This is a genomic window from Noviherbaspirillum sp. Root189, assembly GCF_001428545.1.
Lineage (GTDB): Bacteria > Pseudomonadota > Gammaproteobacteria > Burkholderiales > Burkholderiaceae_D > Noviherbaspirillum.
Window position 1 is genome coordinate 138,565 of sequence record NZ_LMHZ01000005.1, and the last position, 18,189, is coordinate 156,753.

The 18,189-nt window shown below is 53.9% G+C and carries 16 protein-coding genes; 5 read left to right on the plus strand and 11 right to left on the minus strand.

Annotation, left to right across the window (positions count from 1 at the left end):
* Window positions 1-17: 17 nt before the first annotated feature.
* Both ASE07_RS04255 and ASE07_RS30355 read right to left on the minus strand, forming a co-directional pair.
* Window positions 18-1,115, minus strand: a complete 1,098-nt coding sequence (locus tag ASE07_RS04255) for an acyltransferase family protein (protein ID WP_057289563.1) — start codon at window positions 1,113-1,115, stop codon at window positions 18-20.
* Between the two features lie 182 nt (window positions 1,116-1,297).
* Entirely contained in the window at window positions 1,298-1,426 is a 129-nt protein-coding gene (locus tag ASE07_RS30355) for a hypothetical protein (protein WP_268793403.1), read from the minus strand.
* A 333-nt stretch (window positions 1,427-1,759) separates the two neighbouring features.
* On the opposite strand from ASE07_RS30355, the gene ASE07_RS04260 reads away from it, so the two are divergent.
* Together ASE07_RS04260 and ASE07_RS04265 are read left to right on the plus strand one after the other, a co-directional pair.
* Window positions 1,760-2,518 (plus strand): type 1 glutamine amidotransferase domain-containing protein, encoded by a 759-nt coding sequence (locus ASE07_RS04260; protein WP_057289564.1) that lies wholly within the window; start codon window positions 1,760-1,762, stop codon window positions 2,516-2,518.
* A 252-nt stretch (window positions 2,519-2,770) separates the two neighbouring features.
* Complete coding sequence (locus tag ASE07_RS04265) at window positions 2,771-3,082, plus strand: DUF2471 family protein (RefSeq protein WP_057289565.1); 312 nt, start codon at window positions 2,771-2,773, stop codon at window positions 3,080-3,082.
* Between the two features lie 94 nt (window positions 3,083-3,176).
* Here ASE07_RS04265 and ASE07_RS28640 read toward each other — a convergent pair whose 3' ends face one another.
* The 3 genes from ASE07_RS28640 to ASE07_RS04275 all read right to left on the minus strand — a co-directional run bounded on the left by ASE07_RS28640 (window position 3,177) and on the right by ASE07_RS04275 (window position 4,884).
* Window positions 3,177-3,371 carry a hypothetical protein gene (locus ASE07_RS28640; RefSeq protein WP_156396366.1) on the minus strand — a complete coding sequence of 65 codons (195 nt, stop codon included), beginning with the start codon at window positions 3,369-3,371 and terminating at the stop codon, window positions 3,177-3,179.
* Between the two features lie 563 nt (window positions 3,372-3,934).
* Entirely contained in the window at window positions 3,935-4,144 is a 210-nt protein-coding gene (locus ASE07_RS04270) for a hypothetical protein (RefSeq protein ID WP_057289566.1), read from the minus strand.
* A 269-nt stretch (window positions 4,145-4,413) separates the two neighbouring features.
* The gene (locus ASE07_RS04275; protein WP_057289567.1) at window positions 4,414-4,884 is read right to left on the minus strand and encodes a host attachment protein; all 471 of its coding nucleotides are present in this window, start codon (window positions 4,882-4,884) and stop codon (window positions 4,414-4,416) included.
* Between the two features lie 535 nt (window positions 4,885-5,419).
* Between ASE07_RS04275 and ASE07_RS04280 the strand changes: the two genes are divergently transcribed.
* Window positions 5,420-6,454 carry an isopenicillin N synthase family dioxygenase gene (locus ASE07_RS04280; protein ID WP_057289568.1) on the plus strand — a complete coding sequence of 345 codons (1,035 nt, stop codon included), beginning with the start codon at window positions 5,420-5,422 and terminating at the stop codon, window positions 6,452-6,454.
* 17 nt (window positions 6,455-6,471) lie between these two features.
* Here ASE07_RS04280 and ASE07_RS04285 read toward each other — a convergent pair whose 3' ends face one another.
* The 3 genes from ASE07_RS04285 to ASE07_RS04290 all read right to left on the minus strand — a co-directional run bounded on the left by ASE07_RS04285 (window position 6,472) and on the right by ASE07_RS04290 (window position 8,496).
* Window positions 6,472-6,867: a nuclear transport factor 2 family protein gene (locus ASE07_RS04285; protein ID WP_057289569.1), complete on the minus strand. Its 396-nt coding sequence runs from the start codon at window positions 6,865-6,867 to the stop codon at window positions 6,472-6,474.
* A gap of 1,089 nt (window positions 6,868-7,956) precedes the next feature.
* On the minus strand, window positions 7,957-8,118 hold the full coding sequence (locus tag ASE07_RS28645) for a hypothetical protein (protein ID WP_156396367.1): 162 nt from the start codon (window positions 8,116-8,118) through the stop codon (window positions 7,957-7,959).
* 168 nt (window positions 8,119-8,286) lie between these two features.
* A complete protein-coding gene (locus tag ASE07_RS04290) occupies window positions 8,287-8,496 on the minus strand; it encodes a hypothetical protein (protein ID WP_057289570.1) in 210 nt (69 codons plus the stop codon).
* Window positions 8,497-8,935: 439 nt separating this feature from the next.
* Here ASE07_RS04290 and ASE07_RS04295 point away from each other — a divergent pair, with 439 nt between their 5' ends.
* Together ASE07_RS04295 and ASE07_RS04300 are read left to right on the plus strand one after the other, a co-directional pair.
* The gene (locus ASE07_RS04295) at window positions 8,936-10,165 is read left to right on the plus strand and encodes a DUF2325 domain-containing protein (protein ID WP_162256859.1); all 1,230 of its coding nucleotides are present in this window, start codon (window positions 8,936-8,938) and stop codon (window positions 10,163-10,165) included.
* Window positions 10,166-10,304: 139 nt separating this feature from the next.
* Window positions 10,305-12,263, plus strand: a complete 1,959-nt coding sequence (locus ASE07_RS04300; protein ID WP_057289571.1) for a cytochrome c/FTR1 family iron permease — start codon at window positions 10,305-10,307, stop codon at window positions 12,261-12,263.
* Window positions 12,264-12,303: 40 nt separating this feature from the next.
* Here ASE07_RS04300 and ASE07_RS04305 read toward each other — a convergent pair whose 3' ends face one another.
* The 3 genes from ASE07_RS04305 to ASE07_RS04315 all read right to left on the minus strand — a co-directional run bounded on the left by ASE07_RS04305 (window position 12,304) and on the right by ASE07_RS04315 (window position 18,147).
* Window positions 12,304-14,796, minus strand: a complete 2,493-nt coding sequence (locus tag ASE07_RS04305) for an EAL domain-containing protein (protein ID WP_082583948.1) — start codon at window positions 14,794-14,796, stop codon at window positions 12,304-12,306.
* A gap of 577 nt (window positions 14,797-15,373) precedes the next feature.
* Window positions 15,374-16,015 (minus strand): response regulator, encoded by a 642-nt coding sequence (locus ASE07_RS04310; protein WP_057289572.1) that lies wholly within the window; start codon window positions 16,013-16,015, stop codon window positions 15,374-15,376.
* Complete coding sequence (locus ASE07_RS04315) at window positions 16,012-18,147, minus strand: sensor histidine kinase (protein WP_082583950.1); 2,136 nt, start codon at window positions 18,145-18,147, stop codon at window positions 16,012-16,014. Before ASE07_RS04315 ends, ASE07_RS04310 begins: the two co-directional genes overlap by 4 nt.
* Between the last annotated feature and the right edge of the window lie 42 nt (window positions 18,148-18,189).

Sequence of the window (18,189 nt, forward strand, 5' to 3'; positions counted from 1 at the left end):
ATAAATCCGCACCAGGTTCAGGAAGCGGCCTCCGGACGATGTCCGGTCTTGCCATTCATCGTTGGTGGTAGGGCAATCAGGCGGCCCAGCGGTATTTCGATGAAATGATGGAACAGCGCGCCTGCCAGAATGCTTGCCATCCATGCGAATAACATCCCCCCTCCCTGCACTAACGGCGATGGAGTGCCCCAATGCGTGAACACGGCATTGACCAGCACGCATACGGGGAAATGCATAAGGAAAACACCATACGAGATACGCGCCAGGTAGTTGAGCAAAGGAATGTGCCACCCTGCCACTGACGGCCGGTAACGATATACCGCAAACAGTGCGAGCGAAATCGCCAGGGAAACCGCGATGCGGCTACGGAAATCGATTTCCAGCGCCAAACCGCCTAACAGGATCATTCCGCCAACCAGCATCGTTGCACTTTTTCCTTCACGTGCCGCTTGCGACGCCCACCATGCAAGCGCACCCAGTCCATAGCTTCCAAAAAAATACGGCGCCCAGTTATCCCATGCCGGATCACAATTGAAATAAAAGAGCGAGGCCGCCACACCCAGCGCAACCAGCGCATGCTGCATCTGGCGCACATTGCGGTTTTTTCCCGTCCATGCCGACAACTTGAGCAGCATGACCAACGCGAAGTACAACTGGAAATCGATTGCGACATACCAGGCACCGGCCGACAAGGACTCGACGCCGAGTACGCCATGCAACAAAAGGCCATGGGCGGCAAGCTGAAACCAGGTCGGCATGGCGGTCAGCGAATAATGTTCCATCCATAGCGATGCCAGACGCGAAGCAGCCACCGCTGCAACCATGGCTACCAGGAAGGGAGGAACCAGCTTGATGTAGCGGCGAACCACCATTTGTACGGCTTGTATGCGGTCGACGTCGCCGCGCGCGGTCAGGGATTTGGCAGCCAGGAATCCGCCAACAACAAGAAATACCTGGACAGCGATGCGTGCAGGCCCTTCCAGCCATGCCATCAGATCGGGCAGGACAGGCTTGACGTGATCGGCCATCGGGCCATAAAAAACCAAATGATGGAAAACGATGAGATTAAAGGCAACGACCTTCAGCAGGTCGAGAAAGCGATAACGGGCTATCAAAACAGTAAGCTACAGAAAATGCATCAAAGATGGCATTTTCTCATGTCTTCCTGAAACTTGTTTTGATGTAATAGAGCGTCCCGTGAAAGGACTTTAGGACATTAGCCCGGGAGGACTGGCCAGCATGCTGACGACCTGAAATTGCACCGGCGGTTTCCGCACCGGTGCAATGCATTACCGCGTCAGATAGCTTTGAGTACCAGGACTACCAGACCGGCGCTAATAGTCGCACCGACACAAGCTGCCGTCTGCATGCGGCGCAGGTGAAACAATGCGGCACGGCGGGCCGCCCGCGATTGGTCTTGCAGCATATTTTCCATAACTTGTCCCACGTTCCAGATCCGAATAGTGCAAGTTGCACTGTAGCTTCAGTATAAGGACGGTTTAAGCGTCGACATGTGATACATCGCACAGATCTGCAGCACTAGCACTAAAAAGCAACACTTCGCAGCCGGATGCCATCTCGCCGTACCTGAACGAAAGCCGATCGAATGTTGCCGATGTTCGAGTTCGACATCCGCAAAGAACTTCGCCAGCGCATTGATATCAGAATGGCCATATGAGGTTGATATCTGCTGCGTTGCAGCAGTTTTGCCTTCGTTAGTTTTCAGTTATCCAGTTTGTCTTTCCAACAAGGAGAAACCATGCCGAATTCAAACGCCCTTAAGGGCCGTCGCATTGCCGTGCTAGCAGCTGACGGCTTTGAAAAAATCGAACTGACCGCACCGGTTGCGGCACTGGAAGCGGAAGGCGCCATCGTCGACATTGTGTCATTGCATTCCGGCAGTATCCGTGGCGTCAACCTGCATGAACCGGCGAGCAAGGTGCGCGTCAGTAAAACACTGCGCAAGGCAGATGCGGCTCGCTATGACGGCTTGCTGATACCGGGCGGTTTCATCAGTCCGGACCTGCTGCGTCAGTCGGCAGAGGCGCGAGCTTTCGTACGCGCCTTTGATGAAAGGCGCAAACCGATTGCAACGCTATGTCATGGACCTTGGGTGCTTGCGTCTGCCGGGCTGACGGCTGGCCGCACCATGACATCCTGGCCGGGTATTCGCGACGACATTGTCAATGCCGGTGCAACCTGGCTCGATGCAGAGGTGGTCCGCGACGGCAACCTTGTGACCAGTCGTGGACCGCAGGACATCATTCCTTTTGTGCGCGCCATGACTGAGCTGTTCATGGAGCAAGCGCCTATCTTTTCCGGTATGGCACAGGCTGCACATTCCGATCCGCAGCGTGAAGCGCCACCTGAACTGATGATGCAGGCAATACGCTGGATGCCACGACCTTCTTTCCGTACGGTACTTGGCCTTGCCGCGCTGGGAGCAGGCATCATCGCGATGAATCGCACACGCACCGGAAATACCGTCGCGACACAAGTCAGTCCTTCCGCGATGTAATGAATTAACGAATAAAAAGCCGGGCAATGAGATCCTTGATTCCGCCAGCATTGCTCACTTGTCAGGCCCGTCATGTTGCCTCTTTATTCATCAATCAAGCGGCTGTTTCGCACACCGAAAAGCCGCTTGTTCACTAACACAAAATACCCCCTCGCAGACAGGCAATACAGAGTGAAAACTACGGTAATCCTGCGTCCGTAAAGGCCCGTTTTCGCTTATACTGTGCACCCATACAGTATCGCAGTTGTTGTCATGATGAACTTGTTTGAAGGCTACAAACTTAACGCAGTAAAAGCACGTCTGGACGTTGCCATCACTAACATCGCAGAACGCCATCGTACTGCCGGTCGCGTGCTGACCTGGCGCCTGATTCATGAAATTGAAAAGGAAGCTCTTGAGACACTTAAACAGGCGGGCGACCTTGAAATGAAGTACATCCAGATGGTTCGCTCCTCTCAATGGGGCTATGTGCCACGGGTCAACCAGCCAGCCGATCTAGAGGGATATGAAGAATTACCGGTTGCAGTCACTACGATTCGAAAGGCTTATAAATCTTTTCATTAATGAAGCATTAATGAATTAGTAAACAAGCAGGGCAGAAGTAAAAAACACCGCGGCCGTCATAAAGACGGCCGCGGTGTTTTTGTTTTTGACACTCTTAATTACGGAGCAGCAAAAGTTCAAGATCTTCCAACGTAGGTGGTGCATACGCAGACACGCCTTCGTCTCGTGTGAAATAAGACAGGGATCCGTACGCATGAATGAATGTCGCACCGGCAAGCACAAACAGCAAAATTGCAAGCAAAGTCACCATATCCATTCCCCCTATAAATACACGCAATGATTTCATCATGCATGCTTCTCGGCGATATTGATTTATGACAATACGGTAATTTGTTTTAGCCCGGAAATACATCTATTGTTAGTTCTGCAGCACATCGCATTGAGGCTTTGTCTTCGCATTAAAACTCTGAGTTCGTGCACAAAATCAAACAAGAACTACACGCGATGATAAACCGCCAGGTTTCCTCAGGGAATCGGCGATGTACTGTCGTTTTATCACTCAATTCAACCAACAATCACGACAATTGCGATTGAACAATGCTTGCTACTTTTCCACTGGCATCCTATGTTTATTATCAAGGAGGCCGGAATGCAAACATTATTACTTGAAGCACATGATCAGTGGGTCATCCTTTTTTATATCGCGTGCTCTGTCGGGGCAATGCTTTGGTCCATGCGTAATCGCGGATAAGTCTGGCAATAGTTGTTTCTTTTACTTGCTTATTTGCGTGCGTCTTCAAGAAAAAAGTTGGAAATGATGCACCGTTCGAAGCGCAATAGGCATTTATATTAATTATTGCCCTGCATGCAGGGGCATCCTGCATGCCCCCGTCGCAAGCCAGTCAACGTAAATCAAATTACAAGCGTCGCATCGGCTGGTATTACCTGTAATACCTTACCCATGCTGTGCTGCACTTCCACCTTGTATTCCGCTTTGGCCAGACGCACGAGATTGAGCAGCGATTGGCGCAGTACATATTCTTCTTGTGCAGTAGCGTCTGCCCCCAGGGTGGCGTTTACAAGGTTCTCGATAGCGACTGCAGTGGTGAACTCGGTATGCATCGTGGACTCGGTTAAAAGTGATTTAAGGAAACCAGAGTATCGCCTGTCACACCTCCGTCACACTTGACGATGCGCAACCTTTCTTCGGAATTGTCCTACAAGGCCTCAGGATAACCGTCGCAGTCATACGACAGTTTTCCGAACGGGTCTGGCGCTACGATCTCTTGCATTTCCGCAATTCAATCAAGCCGTTCTGCGGTTAGTGCAATTGTGCTGCCCGGCGACCGGCATGCTGTGTCGGTCGTCCAGTACATTCAAGAGCCGACATATCAGCTCTTCGCTTTATGCGCACGAATTTGCTCCAGCAATTGCTGCGGACTGAACTGCGTATAGTCCTTATCGATTTCAAAACTCACAGCCGATTCCAGCTCCGGAGCAAGCAAGGTTCGCAACATGCCGAGAAACTTTGGCGAGACGACCAATGAAAGCTTCTGGAACTTTCCATCACGATGCGCCTGCAATAGGTAAGCGGCGATATCCCTGGCAAACAATTCTGCTTCATGCTTGTCCGGAGTCTGCGGCGGTTCGTACGTCTTGCCAGGTGTCGGTGCCCCGGTGTTATGGATACTCTTTGATGCGGAAGTCGGGCCGCGCTTGTCGCTTTCCGTACTTTCCACCATGCGCAGGCGCGAAGCTTCATTGACCATGTCGTTGATTTCTTCCAAAGAGTCCGAAGACTGTGCCTGGGAAAAGAATCTTGCCCGGCTTGCATTTGCTGAAACGATCCAAGTTGCGTTCATATCATCCTCGTTAATACATTGGAAAAATCTTCGATGCCCGAAGCACCGCAATCGTTCCGCTTAGCCTAGGGAAAGCTTGGCGCGATTGTCGAGGCAAAGCCGCATCTTCCGGGTCTTCACAAAAGACAATGACGGCCAGAAAAATGGTATTGCGCAGTCCCGACCAGCGCGTAAAGGCGCAAGCCGTCTGCCCTGATCATCTGGTCTCCGCTGAGCACTTGTGCCACGCAATCTCCTTTCGTCAATGTCTGCGGCAAGTGACGTACCTGACCTCTATTCACCGGATCGTCCTGAAGCATCAACGCCAGCGTGCTTTATGGCATACCAGATCATGCGCAGAAGAATGACACGTGAAGCATGAAATGCTAAATGCTTCTTGTGCCAGAAGACGCAAGCGCCACCTATTTTTGGATCAAGGTAAGATACTGAAAGCTTCAGATACAGAGGATTTCCCGACAGGGATTTTTATGCGATCGCAACGTGTGCGCATCGCAGTTTCTTTCCGATATCCGTATGTTTCTTTCAGGGAGTTCTGATGCAGGTTCCAGTCATTGATATCTCGCCTTTGGTCGCAAGGTCATCCGGTCGCGATGACGTCGCGCGACAGATCGGCGCAGCCTGCCGCTTGCACGGATTTTTCTATATCGTTGGCCATGGTGTCGACCCGGCTTTACGGACGCGTCTTGAGTCTCTCAGCCGTGTGTTTTTCGCGCAGAGCGAGGATGACAAGATGCTCTTGCGCATGGCACTCGGCGGCAAGGCATGGCGAGGTTACTTTGCCGCGGGCAACGAGTTGACCTCAAACCGGCCGGACTGGAAGGAAGGACTGTACCTCGGAAGTGAACTAGGCCCAGCCGATGCGAGAGTGCGCGCAGGCATACCACTGCATGGACCGAACCTTTTTCCCGCGTTGTCTGGTTTCAGAGAAACGGTGCTGGCTTACCTTGACGCGCTCACCAGCGTCGCGCATCGACTGATGGAAGGCATCGCACTAAGCCTTGACTTATCAGCTGATTATTTTGCGGCGCGCTACACGACCGATCCTTTGATCTTGTTCAGGATTTTTAATTACCCGAGCCGCCCTGCGCCAGAGGACATGGAGGTGCTTTGGGGTGTTGGCGAGCATACCGATTACGGCTTGCTTACCATTCTTGCGCAGGATGATGTCGGTGGACTTCAGATAAAAACCACGGAAGGCTGGATCGACGCGTCGCCAGTGCCCGACAGCTTTGTCTGCAATATCGGCGATATGCTCGACCGCATTACGGGCGGACGTTACCGCTCGACACCCCACCGCGTGATGCTGAACCACTCCGGACGGGATCGCCTTTCCCTTCCTTTCTTTTTCGATCCGAACTTCGATGCCATGGTCCGTCCCATCGAGGGCCTGCCTGGTGCACCCGACGATAGTGCCGCGCGATGGGACCGCGCGAACGTCCATGCATTTTCAGGGACCTATGGCGATTATCTGCTTGGCAAAATAGCCAAAGTATTTCCTGAATTACGCAGCAGTGTTAACCTCGATAATGCAGGCATGGCCGGGAGCACATCGGCGGGTGCAATAGGGTAGAGATCATTGCGCATTTCTCAACTTGCCTCATATTTATTGCCGGCGGTAGCGCGAATCGGATGGGTATCATAGATAAGTGTAAGGTAACTCACCTTGTCGCTCCCTTCGTCAAACTCGAACAAGTCCATGACCTTGAAGGTGATCAGGGTGCCGTCGGTGACAGTCCAGTCGTACTGGAAATAGGCGGTGGCACGGTTGGCGCCCGTCGTACTGGTGAATACGTCGATGGGTGTGATGACGTTACGATTGGATGCGCCCTGCAAGCGTTCGAAGAAAGGGCCGGCGTGCATTTCGCCGAGAAACGGCGACAGCACTTTGCCGCCGGGGGAGAAGAGACCGACGATGGTGCCGTAGTCGCTCTCTCCCAGCGCTTTCATGTATTTGTGCAGTACGTCGATATAGGCTTGCTGCATGACCGTCCTCTGAAAAATAGGAATAGGAATCGGCAATCATACCGTGAGGCTGCCGGTCTTACCTCGTGCCCGGACGCTCGACCCATGTTTCGACTGTGTTTAGGCGCGCTATTCCGCCCTTATACCAATCCCAAGCTATAACGTGACAAATGAGATTGATGGATTTTTTTGACTGGCAAGGCGCAGGAGGAGTCAATAGCGGGCTATTGACGACGAGTGCAACGCCGGCAGGCAGAAAAAGACGCGATCTCATGGGCTTGGGATTGGTATTACCCTGCGTACTTCCCGCTTCAGCCTTCGTGATGATAATCGGTCCCTATGGCATGTTCATGTCTTCTGCCAACAGGCTGTAAAATCGCCTGACTGCCAAATTTAATTTCGACGATGCTAGATTTCAGATATCGCCTGCAAGCTTACATACTGTTCTGGATGGTGAGCCTTGCGCCCATGGTCGCCGACGACGCGGCCATGGTGGCCATGATGTTTTGCTGAGCCCAAACATGCGCGATGAACCACTGCAGCACGCTGTGCTCCGCCAAGCGTGGCGATAGAGCTTAACGCCGCCAGCCGCCGTATCCGCGTCCATAACCATGTCGATGGCCATGATGGTGTCCCCCACCACTGCGGAAGTTCAGGCCGAAACCAAAATACACGGGAGGCCCTACGTAAACGGGGGCACCGTAGACTGGCGCGGGCGCAGCATAAACGGGCTCGACCGGATAAGCTTGTGGATAAGCAGATTGTTGGGAATAGACAGGAGCGGATGAGTAAACGCCGTATGGCTGGTCATACGGTACAACAGCACATCCGGAAAGTGCCATGACAATCAAAATCGGAATCAAAAGACGCTTCATCATAGACCTCGGGTAATTTATTTATCTTAGATGCCTATTCCCGGGAATCGCTCATTTGTACCAATTTGTTACCTTTACCGTCGCATAGCGTCGACACGCCATTGCCCTTGTCTTTTGCCCTTGTCTTTTGCCCTTGTCTTTTGCCCTTGTCTTTTGCCCTTGTCTTTTGCCCTTGTCTTTTGCCCTTGTCTTTTGGCCCTGATATTTATACCTGTCAATTTCTGCAATATTTGATTCATAACAATAAACCGGCGGGCGCAGGGATGTAACCGCGTTCGTTTCTGTAACATGCCACGCCATGCAACTCGACGAGTGAGCCGGCGTCTTCATTGAACAGGCCGCATCCACCGGAGCTGGCGGTCGGAAGGAATACCAGCACCACTTTTATTTTCAACATCGGTTATCAACACCGTTAATCAGTTCCGCCTACGGTGAACATTAGTGGTTCTTAGCTTGGCGATCACGGCGCATATCGCTGCGCGTCAGGTCGGTAGCAGATCGTTTGTCATGACTGACGTCGTGTGGTGTAGTGAGCGGTTTCGATGCCAGGTCTACATGAGCGGGCCTATTCCGGCGTCGGTATTTTGCCGTAGGAATGTACCAGGTTAAGCACCCGCATCAGTTCTTCCGGACTTGTCGCATTGAAGTCGCCAAGATGGTCGTTGGTCAGCGAATAAAGCTTAAGAATGGTGCCGGCACCACCTTGGTCTACAACATGAATTTTCGCGATATGCGCCAGATTGACATGCCAGCCATCACCAATTTCAATGAACATACATGGACCTCAACGAAGTTTCTATTGAAACAATAGACCACGGGTTTATAAAACAATTCTTGATTCCGGAAATTCGCGGCCATGGGTCTGCCGCCAATTTTCCTTACCTTAACAAAACATAGGTGGTGATGTTGGCGACGCCGCCCTTATCCTCCATCACCTGAACGTTATGCTTGCCGTTCATGAACGGCGAGAATGACTTCCCGGCCTCTACCTCTACTTATCTACTTACGTTCGCTGGGCACCTGCAAGCTCATGATAGGGGTGTACGTGATCTCTCACGCTCTCCCGATCACGTATAAATCCTTGTTCTCATGGAAACGCCTTACAGTACTTGTGCTGCAAAGTGAAACAAATGCGAATCATTCTCATTTATAATGACATACCAAAGGAAGCCTCCAGCCACCTTTCCCTGGACGCCTTGCAATGGAGTCAATTCATGTGTAGTACAGAACGTACTCTTTCCACTTCCTGCCCTCAACCGCAGTCGACGCCATCCGGATTTTCCCGGCGTCGCCTTTGGGAGTTGTCGTCGCATTGTCATTGTCCGTTGATCGGCGTGTGCCTGCCGCTGGCGGCGCTGCACAGATTGCTAGCGAAGGCCGTGGGACCGTGCAGGGAATTGACCGATTACGAGGCGCATACAAGGGCGGTAGCCGCCTGCGCCGCCCGCAGCCCGTTTACCAAGCTTCTGCAGCGCGAACTGGACCAACGGCATGCTTTGACGATCGTGCGCTTCAGAGCGGCGAAAACGGCAGAAGAACTGGAAGCCATGTGGATGCAGTCACTTGATTCCGGCGATATCGCCGGCGCGTTCTGGGCAGCTGTTACGCATGGCCAATGCCATGCGGTGCTGGAAGAGCGCTTGTGTCGTGACATGCATATGCTTCAGCACCAGGCCGGCGCGGAAATGCGCGAAAGCCGTGCCCGGCTTGCCGCCATGAAGAAAGACAATCAGGAACTGGCCGATGAGTTGTGCCGCACGCAGGAACGAAGCAAGCGTGTGCAAAAGGAAAAACTCGAAAAGCTGGCATGGCTCGATGCCGCATTGATACGTGCACGAGCTGACAACATCGCCAAGGATACCTTGATTGGCAGCCTGCGCGCGGAACTCGACGACATGAAGCAAGCGCTTCCCGACCTGTTGCCTCGCTTGCAACTTAAGCAGCAGATTGCACGGTTACAGGACCGTGTTGCCATGTTCGAGCGCGAGAACATGATGGCGAAAATGGCTTGCACAATGAGTCCTGGAGAAACAGCCTACAGCAATCCGGCCCAAAGCGAAGTCACCGTGCCGCCAGCATCGACCTATGAGGATGCGACGGGCGCCGTGGCGCTCGCCAGGAAGCACGTGCTATGCGTCGGTGGGCGCGACGGCAACGTGGCCGGCTATCGCAAGCTGATCGAACACGTGGGTGGCCGGTTCGCGCATCATGACGGTGGAAGGCAAGACAATCTCAAGCAACTCGATAACAGCCTCGCGGCCGCCGACCTTGTCATTTGCCAGACCGGCTGCATCAGTCACAACGCGTACTGGCGGGTCAAGGAGCATTGCAAGCGCACGGGAACGCGCTGCATGTTCATTGATAATCCAAGCATGTCAAAACTATCGAAAAGCCTCGACGAGTTATCGATTACCGCGACCGCATTGAAGGACGAGCAAGAATGATCTCGCTCATTACTTCGCTTGCGGCACACCCTGCAACAGCCGGATCGTTTCCGACAAGCGCCCTCCTGTTCATCATCAACCAGAGCGTCTACCTGGATCAGATAGATCACGTCAACCCAAACCCAGAGAAAGTCATTCCATGAACCGGTCCGTCCGACGCGCGCTGCCGGGCAATGCGCTTTTGCTGCGAGCCTGCATGCTACTGTTTATCGTGGCCTGTATGGTGGTTATCAGCATGCCTGCCGTTGCAGCACCCAGCGACAACGAAAAAGCACAAACCGTCGTCCACATGCTGGACTATATCGGTGTGGACTATCCCGAGTTTGTTCAGGACGGCAAGGTCATGAACGCCGAGGAATACCAGGAGCAGCGCGAATTTGCGACACAATCCCTCATGCTGCTTGAGCAACTGCCGGCGGCGGCAGGCCATGCGGCGCTGCTGAACGACGCGCGGCAACTACTTGCGAAAATCGACGCCAAGGCAGCGGGTTCAGAAGTCTCGGCACTGTCGGGCAAACTGCGTGCCGATATCATCCGTGCTTATAAGCTGAGCGTCGCCCCAAGGCAGACGCCCGATCTGGCGCAAGGCGCTCGCCTGTTCGCCGCACAATGCGCGGCATGCCATGGCGCCCAGGGTCGCGGTGACGGTCCCCTGGCAAAAGGCTTGGAGCCTTCGCCCAGCGACTTCCATGACGAAGCACGGATGACGCAGCGCAGTCTGTACGGCTTGTACAACACAATCAGCCTCGGTGTCGGCGGTACGCCAATGCGCGCATTCAGTGAATTTTCCGAAGCTGACCGCTGGGCGCTGGCGTTCTTTGTCGGCAGCTTGCGCAGCGGTGACGACAGCGTGGCAAAAGGCGAGGCAGCCTGGCGTCAGGGCGACGGCAAGACGCTGTTCACGGGCATGCAACCACTTGTGACGCTGGCGCCAAACGAGGTCGCTGACAAAGGTGGCAACCTGGACGCTGTACGCGCTTATCTGACGCGCCATCCGGATGCCGTCCAAGCGGCCAGGCCGGCGCCGCTTGACTTCACGCGTGCCAAGCTGGAAGAAACCGAACGGGCATACCGCACGGGCGACCGCGAAGCGGCGCGTCAACTTGCAATTGCCGCTTATCTGGAAGGCTTCGAACTGGTAGAAAGTGCGCTGGACAACGTGGATGCACCGCTACGCACGGACATCGAGCGCGAAATGATGGCGCTTCGCGCCGCGGTCGGCGATGGCAAGCCGGCAGACACCATTGCGGAGCAGGTCAAACGCGTCAATGCATTACTCGAACGCGCAGAAGAAAAACTTTCGAGAGGCAATCTGTCGCCCACCGCTGCCTTTGTCAGCTCGCTGCTGATCCTGCTGCGCGAAGGATTGGAAGCCATCCTGGTGTTGTCCGCGATCACGGCATTTGTGGTCAAGACCGGCCGACGTGACGCGCTGCCCTACATCCACGCAGGCTGGATGGGCGCGGTAGCGCTGGGTGTCGTCACGTGGCTGGTGGCACGCTATGTCCTCCGCATCTCGGGTGCCAACCGTGAATTGACGGAAGGCTTTACCGCCCTGCTCGCGGCCGCCATGCTGCTATATGTCGGTTACTGGCTGCATAGCCGCTCCAATGCGCAGGCGTGGCAAAGCTTCATTCGTAATCATGTGAACTCGGCACTGGGCAAACGGACGCTATGGGCAATGGCTGGCATTTCCTTTCTTGCCGTTTATCGTGAACTGTTTGAAGTCATCCTGTTTTATGAAACCTTGTGGGCGCAGGTCGGTGCGGACGGACAGGGAGCGGTCATCGGCGGCATCGTCGCGGCGGCAATCCTTCTGGTCCTGCTCGGTGGCGGCATCCTGCGCTACAGCGTGCGCTTGCCAATCGGCCCCTTCTTTGCGGCGACATCCGGGCTGCTGGCATTGATGGCGATCGTGTTTGTCGGCAACGGCGTAGCCGCCCTGCAGGAAGCCGGCGTGCTGCCCTCCACCCTTGTCAACTTCTTCACGCTGCCGCTGCTGGGTATCCATCCCACTTCGCAGGGATTATCCCTGCAAGCGGCCACCTTGCTTCTGGTAATAACCGGTTTGTGGCTCAACCGGCGTAAAGGGGCCTGAGAGGCTGATCGCTGCAGGTACTAAAGCGCTAGAGCGGATTTCACACGGTTGAGCCGTTCTGGATGTACATCATGAATTCATCGATGACGACAGGTTTAGAGAACAAAAAGCCTTGATAGGCATTGCAGCCATTTCTGGAAAGGAATTCCAGTTGGGGCTCGGTTTCAACACCTTCCGCAACAATGGTCAAACCAAGGTTATGGCCCATTGTAATAATGGCTTGCACGATGGCGGCATCGGTCGCATTGTCGGGAATCCTGCCGATGAAGGAGCGATCAAGTTTTAACTGCTCCAGTGGCAGATACCTTAGGTAGGATAGCGACGAATATCCTGTACCAAAATCATCGAGGGAAAACCTGATGCCATGTTCTTTCAATGCAGAGATCTTGGTGACTGCATCCTCGATGTCCTTTACAAGAACGGTCTCTGTCAGCTCCAGTTTGAGCATTTCAGGATTGGCTCCGCTCCGACGAACTATATCCAGCACATCGCTGACAAATTCAGGTTGATGGAACTGGCGAGCGCTTACGTTCACCGCGAGCGTCAGTTGCGCTGTATGCGGTGCCTGCGCCCATTTAACCAGTTGTGAACAGGCGGCTTCCAGCACCCAACGGCCCAACTGGAGAATGAGCCCGCAGTCTTCCGCGATCGGAATAAACACGTTTGGCGGAACGTTCTTGTATGCCGGATGGGTCCATCGCAACAGTGCTTCGGCACCGATAGCCTGTCCCTGATTGTTCAGTTGGGGTTGGTAATGCAAGACGAACATGTTGTTCTGGATGCTTTCCCGCAAACCGATTTCCAACGCCATTTTCATGCTGACGGCATCCTGCATTGCCGGGTCATAAAAGCGGGCTGCATTGCGCCCGGCCGCCTTGGCTCGGTACATCGCGAGGTCTGCGCGCTTGAGCAATTCGTCGATGCTACTAACCTGGCTGTCCAGCAGCGTGATGCCAATGCTCGCCGTACTGGTGTGCTGGAATCCGCCAACTTCACAGGGTTGGCCGAGCGCGGCAAGAATTTTTTCGCCAATCGACTCAGCCTGCGTCGCGGCCTCTATGCCATCACCGCTCAGTTCTTCGAGGAGCACGACAAATTCATCACCGCCAAGACGCGCCACCGTATCAATTTCCCTTACGCACGCGGTCAATCGCCTGGCTGACTCTTGTAACAGCATGTCCCCCTTTTGATGGCCCTGCGTATCGTTGAGAAGCTTGAAGTTATCCAGGTCGACAAACATCACCGCTCCCGTACGGTGAGTGCGCTTACTCTTTAGCATGGCATGCTGCAAGCGGTCGCGCAGCAGTTGCCGGTTAGGCAGCCCCGTCAACTGGTCATAGAATGCCAGACGCAGGATTTCAGATTCCGCGTTCTTACGTTCAGTAATGTCGCGAACGTAGACGGATACGCCGTCTTCCGAGGGATAGACCTTTACTTCAAACCAACAATCGAATAGGGGGGAAAAGAATTCCGATTCGACTGCACAGGCCGTTGCTACTGCGCGTTGGCATTCACGGTATATCCTGCTTTCTACCAATTCAGGAAATTCATCCCACGCCACTTTCCCGAGCACGCTGGCTCTCGGCTTCTTCAGCAGGCGTTCTGCCATGCCGTTCATATAACTGACGCGCCACTTCTGATCCAGTAACACAAAGCCGTCCGACATATTCTCCAGTGTCGTATTCAAGCGATGAGCTAGAGACCGGGCTCGTTGATCGGCGATCTTGCGCTCATGGATATTGGTGGCGATGCCATACCACTTCGTTATTTTTCCCGCTGCATCCATGACTGGTTTGGCTGTGACCGCATACCAATGATATTGGCCCGATTCGCTATGGATAACGCGGAATTCAATGTCGTACACATTACCGGTGCTCACGGCCTCGTTCCACGCTCCCACGCAGCGCTCAACATCATCCGGATGCAGCGCCGCCAGCCAGCTTTGGCTGATCTCATCCAGGGTCACGCCGGTATAGTCTGTGTAGACCCGATTCAGGTAATCAAGCGATCCGTCGGGTTTCGCGGTCCACAGAATATGCGGCATGGAATCGGCAAATTCCCGAAAGCGCTGTTCGGCATGCGTAAGAAGGACTTTCTGGTCGTTTACCTGTTGTGTCAGCAAGCGATTATTGTTGCTGACAATGTCGCTGTGCTCCTTTAAACGCAACAGGTTACGTATCCGCGTCGATAACTCAAATCGATCTACCGGCTTGGATAGAAATTCCATCGCGCCGGCATTCAGGCCTAGCATCCCGGACTGGCGATCATCAAGCGCGCTTACCATGACGACAGGGATCGATGTCGTCTCCGGATTCAGCTTGAGCTGGCGCGCCACCTGAAAGCCGTTCATTTCGGGCATCAGGGCATCGAGCAAAATCAGATCCGGCGGCGATTCCGCGACGATGGACAGGGCCTCCCGTCCGCTGGTCGCCGATTCGAGGATATACCCTTCCGGAGCCAGCATGGCCTGGATCATCCGGATGTTTTTAGGTTCGTCGTCGACAATGAGGATGCGTGAAAACCGGTTAGACACGACGGTCTCCTATACCGTTGAATTTTTTTATGACCGCGAATGAATACGGGCGGCCAGCTTTCGGGCTGACGATGCCAACAATCAAATCGAGTCGAATGAAGTTAAAGTGAAAAGGCATCTGATAATCGCCGGCTGTAACCGCTTCGCCATAGTGGAAAGCCGACGCGTGTAGCACAAACCGGGCAATACGGATGGACGCGAGATGCGATGCTACATTCTCCGATGCTTTTGAGAGGCATATCGCTCATCGAAACAGCCCTCCGCCATCGACAACTTTCTTTTCATTTGAGCATTCAAATTTGATCTGCCGTCGATATGGCTAAGGACGCTTACTGCGATGGTTAGGTTGAATCAGTATCTTGCATCGCCACGCAGACGGTCACAAATCGTCTGCGCGTCGAATTGACCGCTAGTTGCCACGCAATATTATGAGATGCAGCCTCTATACACTATCAGTGATTTCTGAACCGGTTGTCGTCTATGTGACGTGCTTCTGTCGCATTTTTTACGACAGGATATCGGCTTGGCTCAGACGTCGCCGCGTCACGGTGAAGCTTGCCATGTCGCCGGAGGAAACTCAGAAGCATTCATCGACTATTCCGTGTTCGATGGCATAGCGAATGATCGCCGCATTCGAAGTCAGACCGATCTTGTCAAAAATGCGTAGGCGATAGGTATTGACAGAACTGATACTGATCGCCAGTTCCGCGGCAATCTGTTTGATCGGCTTGCCGGCGCCCAGCTTCGCCATCACCTGCAATTCACGCCCGGTGAGAGACTGATGTGGAACCACGCTTGCCGGCTGTCGCACATCCAGCGCCAGGAGCTCCGCCAGGCGCGAGCTGACGTAGGTCCCGCCGGCCATGATTTTTTTTATCGCCTTGATCAGTTCCTCGGCTGCCATGGCTTTGGTAATGTAGCCGGAAGCTCCGGCCTTCAAGGCTCGAATGGCAAAACGCTCTTCCGCATACATGCTCAGAATCAGCACAGGAGTCTGTGGAAACCGTCGGCGCAGCTCTTCCAGACCTTCGAGTCCGTCGCATTCGGGAAGGCTGATATCCAATATCACCATATCAGGCGCATATTCGCTGGTAACCCGCAAGGTCTGCGCAAGATCGGCAGCATCGGCAACAATCTGAATGTCTTTCTGTGGACGGATGATTTTTCTTATTCCCTCGCGAATAAGTTCGTGATCATCTGCTATGACAACGCGTATCAAGTTCGCCCTCCGCGCAAAACATCCAGCGTGCCCGCTTCGGAACATTGGTTCCCGTTTTCTGCAAGAGGAACCGTCGCGGCGACCAGTGTCCCGCGCTTCTTCTTTAGCGCTCCCACTATCAACTTCCCTCCCACGATTGTCGCTCGTTCGCGCATGCCCTTTAATCCGATCGACTTCTTGCTGCGCACCTCGGCCAGCGCAACACCGACCCCATTATCCATCACATGAAGCCGCGCACGGTTACCGCGGGAATCGATGATGATGTGTACCCGGGATGCATTGGAGTGCCGAAGAACGTTGGTCATCGCTTCCTGAAATATGCGGAATAACGCAATCGTACCGGCATCGTTCAATTGATGCACATCCAGCGATGCGTCGAGCTTGCAGCGGATTTTCGTGCGTCGTTCGAAGTCACGCGTGTGCCACTCGATCGCTGCAGCGAGGCCCTGGCTTTCCAGTTCAGGAGGGCGAAGTTCTGTCGCCAGGCGCCGGACGACCTGAATCGACTTGTCGATGGTATGGCGGGCAGACCGCAGTTCCTGCAATACTGCCTGCTGCGACATGATACTGGCTTCGGAAGCAAAGTCATCCTCCAGCAGTTTGATGTCGATCTTCGCTGCAGACAAAATCTGGCCCAGCTGATCATGCACCTCCCTTGCCAATGCGCGTCGCTCTTCCTCGCGTGCCGATTGCAGACGTTCATACAGACTACGCAATTCCCTTTGCGAAGCAACCATATTTTCTTCATTGCGCTTGCGCTCGGAAATGTCGAAGCAGGTGCCGATATATCCGAGAAATTCGCCATTCATATCGTAGCGCGGCGTCGCTTCTTCCCGCACCCAGCGGTAAGTGCCTTGCGCATCGACGAGCCGATATTCGGTCGTAAACGCGATGCGCTGATCGATATTTGCCTGCGCTCGTTCCATTGTTTCAATATCGTCGGGATGTATTCCTTGCATCCAGGCCGTGCCGGTTTCTTGCGCGAGTGAGCGCCCCCTGAAGGCCAGCCAGGCGCGGTTGAAGAAGATGTATGACTTTGCCGTATCGGACATCCATACCATACAAGGCAACACCTCCATGACTGTATGGAGTTGATGCTCCCTTTCCCGTTTTTCGATGTCAAACCTGTTAACGCGACGGACCGTGTCTTCAAGTCTTGATCGCAATGCTTCATGAAAATCCGCCTGCGTATCGTCACTTGGCCGCATTGGATTGAACGCCAGGACAATGTATCCGTTAGGACGGCGACATTGGACATCGCACAACGGCATGATGCAAACCTGTGTCGGCTGGGCCATGGGGAGTCTGCCCCTGGCCCAGCGCAGTACGCCTTTTGGCAAGGGCTGTGTGAGCCTGACGGGCGTCGTTACGTCTATCAGGCCTTTGTAAAAACCATCATCTTCCGGATCAAGAAGCTCGGGGCTAAGCGGCGAGCCGCGCTGGATGCCTGCGGCGGCGACCAGTTCCATACTGGAGCAATCCGGCCTCATTTCATACCAGAGCCCAAACGGCAGGTCCTCCGCACATTCAAGCACCGTCTTTTCGAACGCCGCGTAGGCGCTATGCATGTCGCCCGCGTTTGACAGATCGTCGACCAGCATCCGCGCGACATGGTCACGCCGCTTGTGGACGAATTCTTCCGTGGTTTCCCAGACCGTGACGATTACGCCGATGACTTGCCCGGTTTCATCGGCCAGCGGGCTATACGAAAACGTGAAATAGCATTCTTCCAGAAATCCTTTTCGCAGCATCGGGAATAGCTTGTGCTGCATGGACACCGCTCGATTGGATCGCATGACCGCGGTGAACTGCGTCTCTACAAAGTCACGGATCTCATGCCATGTTTCGGCGGTCGTTATACCGAGTGCTTTCGGATGCTTGGCTTCGCCGAGAATAGGGATATAGGCATCGTTATACAGCTGGATGAAACGCGGTCCCAAGGCAATGTAGACCGGTACTGCGCAGTCGAGCATGATGGACACGGCCATTTTAAGACTGGTCGACCAACCGCTCGGACAGCCCAACTCCGTCTTGCTCCAATCGAACTCCCTGATGCGCGCCCTCATTTCTCCTTCCCGCAATAGAAAGCTCAGACTTGGATCCGAAGTAAAAATATTGGTATTGCAGGTCATGTTAATCGTTCTCTAATAGGTCTTTCTCTTTCTATCAGCCAT

What these genes read in the sequence shown, in the direction of transcription:
- ASE07_RS04265 (WP_057289565.1), top strand. Translation starts at nt 2,771, where the DNA reads ATGATGAACTTGTTTGAAGGCTACAAACTTAACGCAGTAAAAGCACGT.
- ASE07_RS04295 (WP_162256859.1), top strand. Translation starts at nt 8,936, where the DNA reads ATGTGTAGTACAGAACGTACTCTTTCCACTTCCTGCCCTCAACCGCAG.
- ASE07_RS04280 (WP_057289568.1), top strand. Translation starts at nt 5,420, where the DNA reads ATGCAGGTTCCAGTCATTGATATCTCGCCTTTGGTCGCAAGGTCATCC.
- ASE07_RS04260 (WP_057289564.1), top strand. Translation starts at nt 1,760, where the DNA reads ATGCCGAATTCAAACGCCCTTAAGGGCCGTCGCATTGCCGTGCTAGCA.
- ASE07_RS04270 (WP_057289566.1), bottom strand. Translation starts at nt 4,144, where the DNA reads ATGCATACCGAGTTCACCACTGCAGTCGCTATCGAGAACCTTGTAAAC.
- ASE07_RS04300 (WP_057289571.1), top strand. Translation starts at nt 10,305, where the DNA reads ATGAACCGGTCCGTCCGACGCGCGCTGCCGGGCAATGCGCTTTTGCTG.
- ASE07_RS04285 (WP_057289569.1), bottom strand. Translation starts at nt 6,867, where the DNA reads ATGCAGCAAGCCTATATCGACGTACTGCACAAATACATGAAAGCGCTG.
- ASE07_RS28645 (WP_156396367.1), bottom strand. Translation starts at nt 8,118, where the DNA reads ATGTTGAAAATAAAAGTGGTGCTGGTATTCCTTCCGACCGCCAGCTCC.
- ASE07_RS04315 (WP_082583950.1), bottom strand. Translation starts at nt 18,147, where the DNA reads ATGACCTGCAATACCAATATTTTTACTTCGGATCCAAGTCTGAGCTTT.
- ASE07_RS04275 (WP_057289567.1), bottom strand. Translation starts at nt 4,884, where the DNA reads ATGAACGCAACTTGGATCGTTTCAGCAAATGCAAGCCGGGCAAGATTC.
- ASE07_RS30355 (WP_268793403.1), bottom strand. Translation starts at nt 1,426, where the DNA reads ATGCTGCAAGACCAATCGCGGGCGGCCCGCCGTGCCGCATTGTTTCAC.
- ASE07_RS04290 (WP_057289570.1), bottom strand. Translation starts at nt 8,496, where the DNA reads ATGTTCATTGAAATTGGTGATGGCTGGCATGTCAATCTGGCGCATATC.
- ASE07_RS28640 (WP_156396366.1), bottom strand. Translation starts at nt 3,371, where the DNA reads ATGATGAAATCATTGCGTGTATTTATAGGGGGAATGGATATGGTGACT.